Consider the following 13,191-nt stretch of genomic DNA (forward strand, 5'->3'; position numbering starts at 1 on the left):
TCGTCCTTTATCAGACGAGCCACTTTTTGATAAGCATTTATGTCTTGAAAGCGATATACATAGAGCGCTCCAAACCGCTATTCCTGCCCTACATAATCAAATCGAAGCGGATGAGCGCCGAGCCAAACTACCTGCTAATGCTAGAACCCCTTGGAGCGATAATACAGACAAGCGGTTAGCCGAAGCCTTTGATAACGGCGACTCTATTAGCGCGCTAATGACGCAGCATGGGCGTACTAGAGGTTCAATCAACTCGCGCTTGCTAAAACTTGGTAAAATAACCAGCTAAATACCTTAAGCTTTTTTAACCACTGACGATTTAAGCTTCATTTGCCCAAAGCCATCGACCTTGCAGTCAATATCGTGCCCATCTACGGGATCATCAAGTAGTCGAATACTTTTAACTTTAGTACCGACCTTAATAGAGGTAGACGAGCCTTTGACTTTCAAATCGCGAATGACCGTCACCGCATCGCCATCTTGCAATTCATTACCGACAGCGTCACGTACGATGCTGCCTTCCTCTGACTGAGTCTGGGCGGCATCTGCTTCGGCAGCCGTCCATTCATGAGCACACATGGGGCACACCAGTAGCGCGCCATCTTCATAAGTATAATCAGCATCACATTTAGGACAATTGGGTAAGCTCATAATTTTCTCATTAGCAATATAACCGCCATAACATTAGGCGTATTATTAATAAAGTATAAAACTAACTCTCTATTGCTCATTGTAGCGTAAGTCGCTATCTTTGACCAATGAGCACGCGTAATCGTCTGGCTTGAAAAGCGCTTATCATGCCCAATGTAAAAGATAACCATGAGGTTTTTTTGAGATTGATTTTTATGCTACTCTTCTTAAATCTTTTAACCATTCATTCAAATAATTCAAACCTCATCAATCAAAAAGTATAAATTATAATAGGAATAATAATGAGCGACGCTACTACCTTATCTGATCAAAGTCAGCAGCCTGCATTTGTGCAACTAACGATTGCAGGTGACGACGCTGAGAAGTTTTTGCAAGGTCAACTGACCGCCGATGTAACTAAGCTTGGCCTTAGCTTTCAGGCGACTGCGCTTAGTAACCTAAAAGGACGTATCGAATTTGGACTTTGGATAAAAAAGCAGGACGAGAATCAGTTCGACGTCGTTTTAAGTAGCGACTGCGCCGAAGCTTTGCAAGCGCATCTCAAGAAGTTTGGCGCTTTCTCAAAGTTTGAGACCAGTGCGCCTACGCCGATTTATCCTTGTGTCCTAGCCGATGAGCCCACTTTTAGTCATAAAGAGGAGCATAATACTGCCGATGAAACACAGGCTTGGATGCAGACAAGTATTGCTACGGGTAATTACTGGATAGTGTCAGCGACTCAAAATGAGTTTCAACCGCAAGAGCTGCGCCTACATCAGCGCGGCGGTATGGACTATGATAAAGGCTGCTATTTAGGTCAAGAAGTCATCGCTCGTATTTATTTTAAAGCTGCCCCCAAGGCCTTTTTGCACTATGTAGAAGGTACAGGCGATACGCCAACAGCAGGCGAAAAACTCGGTAAGATTCAAGTGGTCAATGCTATCACAAAAGCCGATGGCGATAGTGGCTTTGAAGCTTTAGTGGTCGCGAGGCCAGAGCAGTTAGCAGAAAGTGAGATGACTATTTTGGATTTACCAACTGCTTTACAAGCTGATGTCGCGCGTCCGCAATAGTTATAGGTTAAACATTAATGTAAAACATTTGATGTGCCTACTGCCGCTGTACTGCTATAAAAAGCTACCCTAAAACCACAGCCCACTAGAGACTTTTATTTATGAGCCATATTGCGGTACTCGGAGCAGGAGTAGTAGGCGTGACGACCGCTTGGTATTTACAAAAGGCAGGCTATAAAGTCACCGTTATTGAGCGCGAATCGGCCGCTGGTATGCAGACTTCTTTTGCTAATGGTGGACAAATCTCAGTCTCTCATGCCACCCCTTGGGCCAATCCAAAAACACCACTCAAAGCGCTCAAATGGCTATTTCGTGAAGATGCGCCTCTACTTTATCGCCTGCGCGCGGACAAAGCACAGCTAAAATGGGCAATGCAGTTTTTGCAGGAATGCCGCGCCGATCGCGCCGATGCCAATCTAGTGCAAATGGTCAATTTAGGGCTTTATTCACGCTCAGCGCTACAGCAACTCAGACGCAATATCGATATTGAATACGAGCAGCAAACGCGCGGTATTATGCATTTTTATACGAGCCAAGCGGAGTTCGATGCCGCGGTTGCACCGACCGAGCGCATGCAAGAGCTCGGCTGTGAGCGCTATTTTATCGATATTAATACTGCGGCTAGTCTCGAACCTGCGTTATACCCTATCGCGCATAAGCTCATTGGCGCGACTTATACTAACCGTGATGAGTCTGGCAACGCGCATCTATTTACTCAGCGTTTGGCTGCCAAGTGCGAGCAAGCAGGCGTCAACTTTCTATACGATACGGAAATTCTAGCTTTGAACGCCGATGTGCATTCGCATCGTCCGCAGGTGCATAGTATTACGATTCGTCCTGCTGGCGAAAATGCGCAGACTTTTAGCGCCGATAGCTTTGTGATCGCTTTGGGTAGTTATAGTGTGCCTTTACTCAAACCGCTAAATATTAATTTACCAATCTTCCCAGCTAAAGGCTACTCTGCCACTTACCGCGTCAATCCGCGCGCGCCGCATTTAGCGCCCTTTATTAGCTTAATCGATGATGAGTACAAGCTAGTCATGTCACGACTTGGCGATAAGTTACGCGTGGCTGGCACGGCGGAGTTCAATGGCTATAACATGGATCTGAATATGACACGCTGTCAGGCCATTACTAAACGCGTGCAGCAATTATTCCCGAAAGGTATCGTCGCTAATTCAGCTGAGTATTGGACAGGACTGCGTCCTATGACGCCATCAAATGTGCCGCTAATAGGCCGCGCGCATTTAGGTAAAGTCCGTCACGGTAGCCAAAATAGCGAGGCAACTTTTGATAATTTATGGCTTAACACCGGTCATGGTACTTTAGGCTGGACACACGCTTGCGGTTCGGCTAAAGCCATTAGCCTGCTGATGCAAAATGAGACGCCAAAAGTAAAATTTAATTTTGTTGGAATGGCTACACGCTAGTCTCTTTATAAAAACAGCTTATTATTAATGATAAAAAAGACGCTTATCTAAGATAAGCGTCTTTTTCTTAAACTATGACCTAAAGCTGGTCTGAAAAACTAAGCTACGACTTTATCGTTGATTGCCGTAGTCTCGTTATCCTCTTCGGCAGACGCCACCGCTTGCAAAGTCACAGGTACGCCATTCACTGCCGCATTGCCACTTAACTTATCGATGAGAGTATCATCAGTTAAGTCATTAACACTCACGCCAGCATTAGACTGAGCGATTTTTTGCTTGACGCCTTTACGACCGTGACCAAAACCGTGCGGGATACTCACCACGCCTGGCATCAGCTCGTCAGTGACCTCAGCGACAATAGTCACTACACCGACACGCGAGGTGACTTTGACTTCTTTACCATCTTTGATGTCATGAGCTTTGGCAGTATCAGGATGCAGCATTAGCGTACAGCGCGATTTACCTTTAGTTAGGCGATGACTGTTGTGTAGCCAAGAGTTATTGCTACGGACATGACGACGCCCAATCAGTAAAATTTGGCTATCGTCATAGCTCGTCATCACATCACTTACCCGCGCGAGATCGGCTTCATAAAAATCAACATTGAGATTAATTTGTTGATCTTTATGCTTGATGGCTTCTGGCAGCATAGGTTTTAGCGGCCCTAAATCTATACCGTGAGAGTATTTTTTAAGCTTACGTAGAGTGAGACCATAATAAGGGCCACGGCGCAGGCCTTGATCAAGCACAAACTGTGGCCCTAGCTTTTGAATCAGTTTACGCTCGGCTTTGGTCGCTAGCGGCGCTTTTTTATCCAAACGCTCAGCTAGCTCTAAATAGATTTGCCAATCGTGCTTCGCGTCTTTGGGCTTAGTAAACAGCACAGGTGAATATTTGGCAACATTGTGGGTGGCAAACCCATTAAAGGTCACATCGTAATGATCGCGCTCGAGCGCAGAGACTGGCGGCAGGATAATATTGGCATGACGGCTGGTCTCGGTCACATAATAATCAAACGACACCATAAACTCTAACTCTGCAAACGCTTTATCTAGCTTCTCGCCATTGGGTGTGCTCAGCACCGGATTGCCCGCGACACACATGAAGCCTTTGAGCTGTCCCTCGCCTTCTTCTAACATCTCATCCGCCATAGCCACTACGGGATACTCGCCGTTGAAGTCAGGTAAATTACTGACGCGGCTGTGGCGTTTACCCAGATAACCGGGGCCGGTATTTTGCACGACGTTAACCGCAGGATTGGGGAACATCAGTCCGCCGATTTCATCCAAGCGTCCGGTGACGATATTGATAATCATCACTAGATACTGACTTAATAATCCAAACTCTTGCACCGAGACCCCCATACGGCTATAGCAAACTGAGCTTTCGGCCTCGCAGAACTCTTTGACCATCCGCTTAATCTCATCAGCGGCGATACCCGTAATAGACGCTACCGACTCAGCGCTATAGCCTTTGGCAAAGTCTGCCATACGCTCAATCTCAGGCGCGAGATCAGCGGCTCTGTTATTAGCGCGCGCCTTCTTAGCATAACCCTGCGCGTAGATCTCATTAAGCATCGCTAGTAGCAGTAACACATCGGTTGCAGGACGAATAAAGTGATGTTCGCTAGCGATATCGGCGGTTTCGGTGCGTCTTGGGTCGATAACCACCACTTTACCATCGCGAGCTTTGATATCTTTTAGTTTTTGGCGCATATTAGCGGCGGTCATGATACTGCCGTTAGAGGCTAGCGGATTGCCGCCGATGATGAGCATGTGCTGAGTGCGATTGACGTCAGGTACAGGGATGCGCAGCATATGACCGAAAAGATGCAGGCTAATGATATGATGCGGCAGCTGATCAATAGAGGTTGCCGAGAAGCGACTGCGGGTTTTTACACTGCCTAATAGGTGCTTTATCGTTAGCATACCGCCTAAGTTATGCACATTAGGATTACCTAGATAGACCCCAAAAGCGTTTTTGCCATACTTTTTTTGCACCGACTTAATGCCAGCAGCGACTTTATCTAACGCCTCATCCCAACTGATCTTTTTCCAGCCGTCACTGGTGCGCTCGATAGGATGGCGCAAACGATCAGGATCTTCGTGCAGATCCTGCAATGCGGTAGCCTTTGGACAAATATAGCCTTGTGAAAATGGATCGTCCTTATCGCCTTTGATAGACAGCACCTTTTCGCCATCATGCTTGACGACAATACCGCACATCGCTTCGCACAAATTGCAAGTTCTAAAATGGGTTTGCTCATCCGCCTTGTTTTTATCATTCTTGTTTTTATCATTCTTGTTTTTATCATTAAAGATACTTTTAATCATGATTTAACTTCCTTGTAGTTGAGTCTTATCCTGGTTTAAGACAGCTAGAATTTATTGGTTAAAATTATTGCTGAAAACGAGCTTAGGTTTTAAATCCAACCTTAGACACTGTTTTTAAACGCTGTCTTTTTGCCAAAAACGTATGAATAAAGCATTTAAGTTTTGACATAAAATAGTGATGGCTTGCACTCGAGTATAGCGCTGTTGATGACAGCCTAATATCAGCTCATGCACTTGCGCCGCTGCAATATCGACACACAGATTGACTTCAGACTCCACAAAATCACAGTCAGATAACGTCAAACCTTCGATGAATATTTGTGTCCACTCTTCTTGTATCTCATTGATTAAATGTTTTAAACCGTAGTTTGCCGAAGCCTGACTGTTAAAGGTTGGGCTACAGCGCAGGCGATCCTCGTTTAAGCGTCGAAATAAGTCAATATTGACAAAGGCAGCATCAAAGATATGAGTAAGACACTGCTCACAGCGCTGATTGAATTGCGTCTCGGTTAGCCAAACATAATCCTTCATCATCGTGATCCAAGCGGCACGCATAGGCGATAGATAATTATCCTTAAGCCGCGTGCTTAGCACCTGTTGTAGCTCGTCTAAACTCGCAAAGTGATTATAAAAACTCGGCTGCGCAATCCCCGCGCCTTTAGCGACTTTGTTCATGCTCATGCCAGCGCTGCCTTCAGTACTATACAGATGCAAGGCGCTTTTCATTATCGCTCTACGCGTCTTAGCTTTAGCAAGCTCGCGCGGCAATGGGCTGGTCGCTTCTTCGACCCCCTCTTCCTTACCGCCTATATCATCGATTATTTGTTTCACTTTCAAAGACTGGCCCTTTATTTATTATCTTCACACATGACGAATATTTAGACTATAAGGTTATAGCCATTTAAGCTGCCTGTCTATTATTTAATTGCTTTGATTATTAGATTAGCTGAATAAGCTAGTGGTAGATGAGTAGGACTACCCGAAGAGTTTCATGACAATTCAAAAAAATCTAAAACGATAACGATGAAAATAATCTTATTTAGCAAGATGGCAAATTAACTTATAACGTCTAAATCTTATATGTGCCATATCCTATACCTCACTGAGATAATGAGCTATGTAGATGTACGTCTTATGCTAATTTTTGCTTATTCTTACAAAGGTTACATACCCATAATAAATTTGTGGTTTCTATAATCGTTGAGCAACACTAAAAACACCGTTAATACAGACAGCGGGGGCGATAATTTATATAGTAAAAATCACTAGTCATTAATTAGCTGTCAAGCAAGTTCGATAATGGTTAATTTAATGCTAGCGAATATAAATTCATTAATCAGCTATATTATAAAAATAGGTAAATAGAAGGACTTTTATTTTACCAAATTAGCTGCTAATACAAGGATAATCACTATGAATGAACATACTCTAAAAGGCGAATGGAACCAAATGAAAGGCTCAGTAAAACAAAAGTGGGGGGATCTAACTAATGATGATCTCGACCAAATTGAAGGTAGCCGCGATAAGCTAGTAGGCCGTGTCCAAGAACGCTATGGTCATAGCAAAGAAGATGCCGAACGTGATGTGGACAACTGGCGCCGTGAGAACAATTATTAATAGGTACACTTACTAATAATTAACGGTTATATAGTTTCTAATATATAATTTTTAAATAGATATAAGATACCTATACCGTATTGGCTAGTAGTCAATACGGTTTTTACTATATTAGCTTTAACTTACAGAGATGTTTTGACGCTTTGCTCAATATAGCTAAACAGCGAAGAGTTAAAAACCATAATTTAGAAACTATAAAACCGCATAACAATCATTGCTATGCGGTCTTATCGTTAACGATCCTTGTTACCTATCACGACTTATTCCACTGCATCCTTGCAGCACATCAAGTATAGTGTGATAGCAGAGCATCCTGCTCTAATACAACTAGCTACTGGCATTACTGCCATCAGCATGGGTCATGTATCCTTACTTCACTAATCCTTGTCATCCTGACTTAGATTATTGAAATATTATCCCTAATTCGGTTAACTCAATCCTTGAGTCACATTCCCTGATGCCGTGTGACTATAATGCCCAAATGTAATTGTCTTGTTAAGAGGCGTTAACGTCAATGCTTGTAAGCATATGCTTACAAGCTAGAATATAAGACTGAATAAAGAAAGCGATTTACCTCCTCAGAGCAGCATTTCACCTATGATACCTATCAAGAATCCTAACGTTGCCCCAAGCGGTGTCAGATAGTTTTTAGCAAGTTTACTCTCAGGAATAATATCTTGAATTAGAAGATATAAGATACCGCCGCTAGCAAAGGTCATTAGATGAGCCGTTAAATCAGGATGTTTACTCAATAAAAAATGACCTGCTAGCGCCGATAGTATGCCAAAGAAGCTTAATACAAAGAAGATAGCTAAAGCCTTTTTGACACTAAAGCCGCTCTGTACCAAATCGCGAAAAGAGTTAAAAGATTCGGGTAGGTTTTGTAAACCTATAAACACGGCTAATAATGCTGCCATCTGTGGCTCAATAGCGAATACCGCGCCAAGAGCGATTGATTCAGGAATAAAGTCCATCAGCATCGCTAGTAAAGTCGCTTGTTGTCCGCCAGACTTCGCCAAACGATAGTCAATAGCCATAAAGACTATCGCGCCTAGTAAGAACGACCCTATCACACCCCAGACGCTCAGATCCTCCATCCCTTTTGGCACTAGCACTAGCGCTAATGCCGACAATATAATGCCTGCCCCAAACGACATCAGAGTATGAGTAATCTCGTATTTGACGGGACTATCTTTGACATGATGATTAAACAAATTGGCTAATAATCCGCCAATAAATACCGTCGCTCCGGCAAAGCCTGAATATAAAATGAGCTTGAATAGCATAGCTAAGATTTCCTACAACGTCCTGTTAGTATTATTCACCTAATGATTAGGCTTGCTCCAAAATAGTTTTAGCGAAAAAAGGCTATTTAGCAATACTGCTATAACCAAAAGCTCTCACTCATTACTTAAGCTGTTGCATTACTTACAACTTACTGACTTAAACGACATCTACTATCAAGTTTTGCGCCCTATTATGATGATGTAAGAAAATGTTTCAAAACTATCTTCCAAGCGATATGGATAAAGTCGCGACTATACTTTTAGGAGCTTAAAATATGAAAACACTCCCTACTCTCCCACTTAAAAAACTACTCTCAGCAAGTCTTATTTTGACGATGTTTGGCGTGTCGGCCGGTTGTACGGTTGCTAGTCCAGGCTATAATAATCAGCCGATATATCAGGGCGATGATGGTTATACAAACGCTAATTATAATCGCGCACGGCAAGAGCTGCGTAGAGAATTACGTCGTCAAGGCTATCAGTTGATGGATATCAGGCCTGATACTTATCGCGGTAAGCGAGTACTTAAAGCCTATGCAAAAAAGAACAATCAGGCTTATGAGCTTACTTACTCCTATCCTAACTTAAAGCTGCTCAATTCAAATAAAAAGCAATGGGATGACGTATGGCGAGATAAGGATCATAAAAAAGGTAATAATAAATATAAAAACAAAAAGCGTTACGATGACGTCGAAGATAGAATAAAACAAGAAAGTCGCTATTCGGCCGTTAGGCAGCGTGCTATTAGAAAGGTGACGGCTATGGGGTACCGCGTAGAAGATATCGAACTCGATGAGAGGAACAATCGCGGCGTATTTGAGATCGAGGCCAGAAAAGGCTCACAAGAGTATGAGATCTTGCTCAGCTATCCAAGTCTAAATGTCATTAAGATAGAAAAAGACTGATCGGCGTGCTGAGCAACAGGTAGAGTGATACGCTTTTGCATCGCTGTTATATCATACAGTCTTGATGCTTAGGGTCAGATAAGCGCTTAGCTTTGGTTTGACCCTTTTTTTATACCTATCGGGCCACTTTAATAGCTAAAAATTTAATACTTCAATGACATCATAAGCAGGGGTTTCATAAGGATGCGCTTGTTTTAGGGCTTTAATCACATCTTCTATCACTGACGTCTTAACCACCATCTCAACGCGCCATTCCTCGACTTTTTCTATATTATTTTGACTGCCAAGATGCGGATTGCTGCCCGCCATTGGCATAAATTGCCCTTGACCTTGCACTTGCCAGCAGCAGTGCTGATAGTTACCGATAGTGCCAGCCCCTGCAGCGAATAGCGCCGCTTTAACCTCTTCTAGCGCCTCATATGGAATAAATACGGTCAGCTTATACATAATACTTCCTTATTTTATATCAGCCTATTTTCTTGATAGCGATGGATGATCTGTCCATACATAACGTAGTAGCCAGTCTGCTGCCTCTCCAGCATAATCGATTCCGATGCGCGGTCGCAATGATATTGGTGGCGAACAGCCATCATCTTCAATCCAAACCTCAGACTCAGGCGTAATCAAGGCGCCGTATAACGCACGGTCAATTTGTAAGCGTTTAGTCAATTTACCTGGGCCGGCGAACTGTTTGATATGGCTAAGCTGCTTATCAGAACTTAAATTTTGCTCTTCAAGCAGACGCTCGCTATCTTCAGCTAAAAACCCAGCTCGTATCAACACCGATTCTGGAGAGTCAACAGCACCGCTGACCAAATTGAGCATCAGATGCACGCCATAAGTCAAATAGACATAAAATACGCCGCCCTCAGCGTACATGATATCGGCTAGCGAACTGCCCTTTTTGCCTTTAGCTAAGTGCGCCGCAACTGAGCCATCTTGCTGTCCTATATAAGCTTCGGTTTCAGTTATTCGCATGCGTAATATTTTTTGCACGCTATCCGTGTCGGTTATTCGTCGGCATAAAACTTTGCCAATCAAATCCGCCGCTACCACGCAAGTCGGCCGAGCAAACCAAGAAGGCTCTAGGATAGTCGAGTTGCTCTTCGCTTTGGACATGATAGACTTTTATCCGAATCAAATGATAGCTTTTAGTATAAGCAATATAGCCAAGATAACGGTCGCACTTTAAGAACAATTAAGTAAAATTTTGCATAAAAAAACTGAGCGCGCGGCTCAGTTTTGTAGTAGAACTACTATTTACAGTTTAGTCTAAAGGTACCCCAATACGGCGAGCCACTTCTTCGTAGCCTTCAATCACATCGCCTAGAGACTGACGGAAGCGATCTTTATCAAGCTTCTTCTTAGTGGTTTTGTCCCAAATACGGCAACCATCGGGTGAGAACTCATCCCCTAAGACGATACGATCATGAAAGACGCCAAATTCTAATTTAAAATCCACTAAGATCAAATCGCCTTGATCAAACAGCGCTTTTAGTACCTCATTGACCTGATAGCTTAAGACTTTCATCTTGGCAAGTTGTTCGTCGGTTGCCCAGTCCAAAGTGACGGCTAGAGATTCGTTAACCATCGGATCGCCTAGCGCGTCGTCTTTATAAAACAGCTCAAAGGTCGGCGGCGTGAGCGCTTGCCCTTCTTCCAAGCCCAAGCGGCGCACTAGACTACCGGCGGCATAGTTACGCACCACACATTCAACAGGCAGCATATCCATGCGTTTGACGAGCACCTCATCGCTAGAGAGCTGCTGCTCAAAATGGGTCTCAATGCCAGCTTCGGTTAGCTTTTGCATAATAAAGCTATTGAAACGGTTATTAACCTCACCTTTACGCGCCAACTGCTCAATACGTTTACCATCTAACGCTGAGGTATCGTCACGAAAATGCAAAATCAGTAAATTGTTATCTTCAGTCTCATAGACTGATTTGGCTTTACCTTTATATAAAAGTTGTTGTTTTTGCATGATAAGAATCCTGTTCTTGCAAACTTATATGAGACATCTAAGAGAGTGATAGCCGGTTCAAAGTAGAAAGAATAAGTGCAGCGCAATACTGACTATAAAACCTAAGCGGTGAGCATTGAACGATGGCAATCCAGTAAAGGCTTATAGCAACAGCACGCTAACCGTTTAGTGCGTTTATTATTTTGAACAGACTATTTAGACGCTATTAAAGTGAAAATTGGTCTATTCAGTAACCGTGGTAGTAGCCACAGTGCGCTGAGGTTTTGGTAATTGATACTGCTTGCCCGCTTCGTTTTCTAAATTCAGCGTATTAACCCCAGCGTTTGGAGTCGGATATAAAGGCACGAATGGCGCTGTTTGTGCATCGGCAGGCAGTTGTAACGGTTTAAGCTTTTGGCTTTGCTGATAGTCCAAGCTACCATTATCACGTTTTCCCACGAACTCTTTTAGAGACTGGCAACCGCTGAGGACTAAAGTACTCCCTAAAATAACCGCCAGCATAGCAGGAGCGATTTTAGAGATATTCAATTTTGTGATGTTTAATGATGTTTTCATCATGCTGTCTCTGTATTGTCTTAATCGTTAGCGCTCATTAGTGATTACGCTTAGGTGTTGACTAAATTCTAGCATTAAATGCGCGTTTGTACTGATGCTTAGATATTGGCTCATGCTTAGATATTAATTCATGCTTAAATATTAGATCAAGTTTGCTTTTACCAAGGCTTTATCGATGGTCGCGTGATGCGACTCCGCTAGCCAAACGAGTGGCAAGCGAATCCCTTTATCTATCATGCCCATTTTGTGTAGCGCGTATTTGGCAGGGATGGGACTGGACACAATAAATAAATCACGGTGCAGATGCTCAACGACGTCATGAGCTGCTTTCGCGGCGGTAAAATCACCGCGCAGGGCTGCTGTGAAAGTCTCGCTCATCGCTTTTGGTGCGACATTGGCGGTGACTGAGATATTGCCTTTGGCGCCGACTTTCATGAGATCAAGCGCAGTACCATCATCGCCAGATAAAACCACTAATCTATCGCCAACGGCTTTGATAAGCTGCTCACCGCGCCCAACTGAGCCTGTCGCATCTTTGATAGCAACGATGTTATCGATATCCGCTAAGCGCTCAACGGTTTCTTGAGCGATATCGACGACAGTACGCCCTGGTACGTTATAGAGCATCTGCGGCATATCGACTGCTGCAGCGATAGCTTGGTAATGTTGGTATAGCCCTTCTTGTGGCGGCTTATTATAGTAAGGCGCGACGAGTAGCGCACAGTCAGCGCCAGCCTCCTTTGCTTCTTGAGTAAGTTTGATAGCCTCATCGGTACTGTTAGCGCCGGTGCCAGCAATCACAGGAACACGACCATCAACGTGCTTAACAAAAAAGCGAATCACCTCGCTATGCTCAGGTACGGATAAGGTGGCCGACTCACCAGTGGTTCCTACCGCTACTAAGCAATGCGTGCCCTGCTCGATTTGCCAATCTATGAGGTCTGCTAGACGTTTATAATCGACCTTACCGTCAGGATGCATAGGCGTGACTAAGGCTACCATTGAGCCTTGTAATTGGGTTTTGATATCGTCGTATGCTGTACTCATAACCATGCCTTACTGTTTTTTTGCGGTAATATTATCAATTTTATATAAAGGAAACGTTAGCTTTTGAGCGTATTTTTGGTTTATAGCTACTACGAGCTGCACGTATAATTAAATGCCCGATAGTGTAGCATATTTTGCTTGAGCTACTAGCTGTCAATTAGTGTCTACTCCGCTCGTGAGTCTCACGCTAGGACAACTTATAGTATTAACCGGTTTTTTATAGCAGTAACCGGCTTTAATCCTTATTTTTCTATCTAGCACTGACTCAATCTCGCTACTCAAAATATCGGGAGCAGACTTAAGACACTATTTATAAGCCAATTCTAGCGTAAAC

Annotated in this window: 14 protein-coding genes; 4 read left to right on the forward strand and 10 right to left on the reverse strand. The window is 43.6% G+C overall.

Features of this window, described 5'->3' with window-relative positions:
* Window positions 1–96: 96 nt before the first annotated feature.
* Window positions 97–252, reverse strand: a complete 156-nt coding sequence (locus ACS8FD_RS03845; protein WP_439274542.1) for a hypothetical protein — start codon at window positions 250–252, stop codon at window positions 97–99.
* Window positions 253–294: 42 nt separating this feature from the next.
* Window positions 295–651 carry a zinc ribbon domain-containing protein YjdM gene (locus ACS8FD_RS03850; protein ID WP_439274543.1) on the reverse strand — a complete coding sequence of 119 codons (357 nt, stop codon included), beginning with the start codon at window positions 649–651 and terminating at the stop codon, window positions 295–297.
* A 281-nt stretch (window positions 652–932) separates the two neighbouring features.
* Here ACS8FD_RS03850 and ygfZ point away from each other — a divergent pair, with 281 nt between their 5' ends.
* Together ygfZ and ACS8FD_RS03860 are read left to right on the forward strand one after the other, a co-directional pair.
* Window positions 933–1,703 carry a CAF17-like 4Fe-4S cluster assembly/insertion protein YgfZ gene (ygfZ, locus tag ACS8FD_RS03855; protein ID WP_439274544.1) on the forward strand — a complete coding sequence of 257 codons (771 nt, stop codon included), beginning with the start codon at window positions 933–935 and terminating at the stop codon, window positions 1,701–1,703.
* A gap of 101 nt (window positions 1,704–1,804) precedes the next feature.
* Window positions 1,805–3,133 (forward strand): D-amino acid dehydrogenase, encoded by a 1,329-nt coding sequence (locus ACS8FD_RS03860; protein ID WP_439274545.1) that lies wholly within the window; start codon window positions 1,805–1,807, stop codon window positions 3,131–3,133.
* A gap of 98 nt (window positions 3,134–3,231) precedes the next feature.
* Here the strand turns inward: ACS8FD_RS03860 and ACS8FD_RS03865 are convergent, their stop codons facing one another.
* Both ACS8FD_RS03865 and ACS8FD_RS03870 read right to left on the reverse strand, forming a co-directional pair.
* A complete protein-coding gene (locus ACS8FD_RS03865) occupies window positions 3,232–5,466 on the reverse strand; it encodes a molybdopterin oxidoreductase family protein (RefSeq protein ID WP_439274546.1) in 2,235 nt (744 codons plus the stop codon).
* 114 nt (window positions 5,467–5,580) lie between these two features.
* Window positions 5,581–6,297, reverse strand: a complete 717-nt coding sequence (locus ACS8FD_RS03870) for a TetR/AcrR family transcriptional regulator (protein ID WP_439274628.1) — start codon at window positions 6,295–6,297, stop codon at window positions 5,581–5,583.
* 582 nt (window positions 6,298–6,879) lie between these two features.
* Between ACS8FD_RS03870 and ACS8FD_RS03875 the strand changes: the two genes are divergently transcribed.
* A complete protein-coding gene (locus ACS8FD_RS03875) occupies window positions 6,880–7,083 on the forward strand; it encodes a CsbD family protein (protein ID WP_439274547.1) in 204 nt (67 codons plus the stop codon).
* Window positions 7,084–7,661: 578 nt separating this feature from the next.
* Here ACS8FD_RS03875 and ACS8FD_RS03880 read toward each other — a convergent pair.
* The gene (locus ACS8FD_RS03880) at window positions 7,662–8,369 is read right to left on the reverse strand and encodes a ZIP family metal transporter (protein ID WP_439274548.1); all 708 of its coding nucleotides are present in this window, start codon (window positions 8,367–8,369) and stop codon (window positions 7,662–7,664) included.
* A gap of 275 nt (window positions 8,370–8,644) precedes the next feature.
* On the opposite strand from ACS8FD_RS03880, the gene ACS8FD_RS03885 reads away from it, so the two are divergent.
* Entirely contained in the window at window positions 8,645–9,274 is a 630-nt protein-coding gene (locus tag ACS8FD_RS03885; RefSeq protein ID WP_439274549.1) for a hypothetical protein, read from the forward strand.
* A 135-nt stretch (window positions 9,275–9,409) separates the two neighbouring features.
* Here ACS8FD_RS03885 and ACS8FD_RS03890 read toward each other — a convergent pair whose 3' ends face one another.
* The 5 genes from ACS8FD_RS03890 to dapA all read right to left on the reverse strand — a co-directional run bounded on the left by ACS8FD_RS03890 (window position 9,410) and on the right by dapA (window position 12,857).
* Complete coding sequence (locus ACS8FD_RS03890) at window positions 9,410–9,721, reverse strand: YqfO family protein (protein WP_439274550.1); 312 nt, start codon at window positions 9,719–9,721, stop codon at window positions 9,410–9,412.
* Window positions 9,722–9,745: 24 nt separating this feature from the next.
* On the reverse strand, window positions 9,746–10,393 hold the full coding sequence (locus ACS8FD_RS03895) for a DNA-3-methyladenine glycosylase (protein WP_439274551.1): 648 nt from the start codon (window positions 10,391–10,393) through the stop codon (window positions 9,746–9,748).
* 148 nt (window positions 10,394–10,541) lie between these two features.
* Window positions 10,542–11,255 carry a phosphoribosylaminoimidazolesuccinocarboxamide synthase gene (gene purC, locus ACS8FD_RS03900; RefSeq protein ID WP_439274552.1) on the reverse strand — a complete coding sequence of 238 codons (714 nt, stop codon included), beginning with the start codon at window positions 11,253–11,255 and terminating at the stop codon, window positions 10,542–10,544.
* 222 nt (window positions 11,256–11,477) lie between these two features.
* Window positions 11,478–11,813 carry a hypothetical protein gene (locus tag ACS8FD_RS03905; protein ID WP_439274553.1) on the reverse strand — a complete coding sequence of 112 codons (336 nt, stop codon included), beginning with the start codon at window positions 11,811–11,813 and terminating at the stop codon, window positions 11,478–11,480.
* 138 nt (window positions 11,814–11,951) lie between these two features.
* Entirely contained in the window at window positions 11,952–12,857 is a 906-nt protein-coding gene (dapA, locus tag ACS8FD_RS03910) for a 4-hydroxy-tetrahydrodipicolinate synthase (protein WP_439274554.1), read from the reverse strand.
* Between the last annotated feature and the right edge of the window lie 334 nt (window positions 12,858–13,191).

The organism is Psychrobacter sp. 1U2 (assembly GCF_051847575.1).

Excerpts from the sequence above, each read along its gene's own strand:
- purC (WP_439274552.1), bottom strand. The coding sequence starts at position 11,255 with ATGCAAAAACAACAACTTTTATATAAAGGTAAAGCCAAATCAGTCTAT.
- ACS8FD_RS03885 (WP_439274549.1), top strand. The coding sequence starts at position 8,645 with ATGAAAACACTCCCTACTCTCCCACTTAAAAAACTACTCTCAGCAAGT.
- ACS8FD_RS03860 (WP_439274545.1), top strand. The coding sequence starts at position 1,805 with ATGAGCCATATTGCGGTACTCGGAGCAGGAGTAGTAGGCGTGACGACC.
- ACS8FD_RS03875 (WP_439274547.1), top strand. The coding sequence starts at position 6,880 with ATGAATGAACATACTCTAAAAGGCGAATGGAACCAAATGAAAGGCTCA.
- ACS8FD_RS03865 (WP_439274546.1), bottom strand. The coding sequence starts at position 5,466 with ATGATTAAAAGTATCTTTAATGATAAAAACAAGAATGATAAAAACAAG.
- ACS8FD_RS03890 (WP_439274550.1), bottom strand. The coding sequence starts at position 9,721 with ATGTATAAGCTGACCGTATTTATTCCATATGAGGCGCTAGAAGAGGTT.
- ACS8FD_RS03850 (WP_439274543.1), bottom strand. The coding sequence starts at position 651 with ATGAGCTTACCCAATTGTCCTAAATGTGATGCTGATTATACTTATGAA.
- ygfZ (WP_439274544.1), top strand. The coding sequence starts at position 933 with ATGAGCGACGCTACTACCTTATCTGATCAAAGTCAGCAGCCTGCATTT.
- ACS8FD_RS03880 (WP_439274548.1), bottom strand. The coding sequence starts at position 8,369 with ATGCTATTCAAGCTCATTTTATATTCAGGCTTTGCCGGAGCGACGGTA.
- ACS8FD_RS03905 (WP_439274553.1), bottom strand. The coding sequence starts at position 11,813 with ATGATGAAAACATCATTAAACATCACAAAATTGAATATCTCTAAAATC.
- dapA (WP_439274554.1), bottom strand. The coding sequence starts at position 12,857 with ATGAGTACAGCATACGACGATATCAAAACCCAATTACAAGGCTCAATG.
- ACS8FD_RS03895 (WP_439274551.1), bottom strand. The coding sequence starts at position 10,393 with ATGTCCAAAGCGAAGAGCAACTCGACTATCCTAGAGCCTTCTTGGTTT.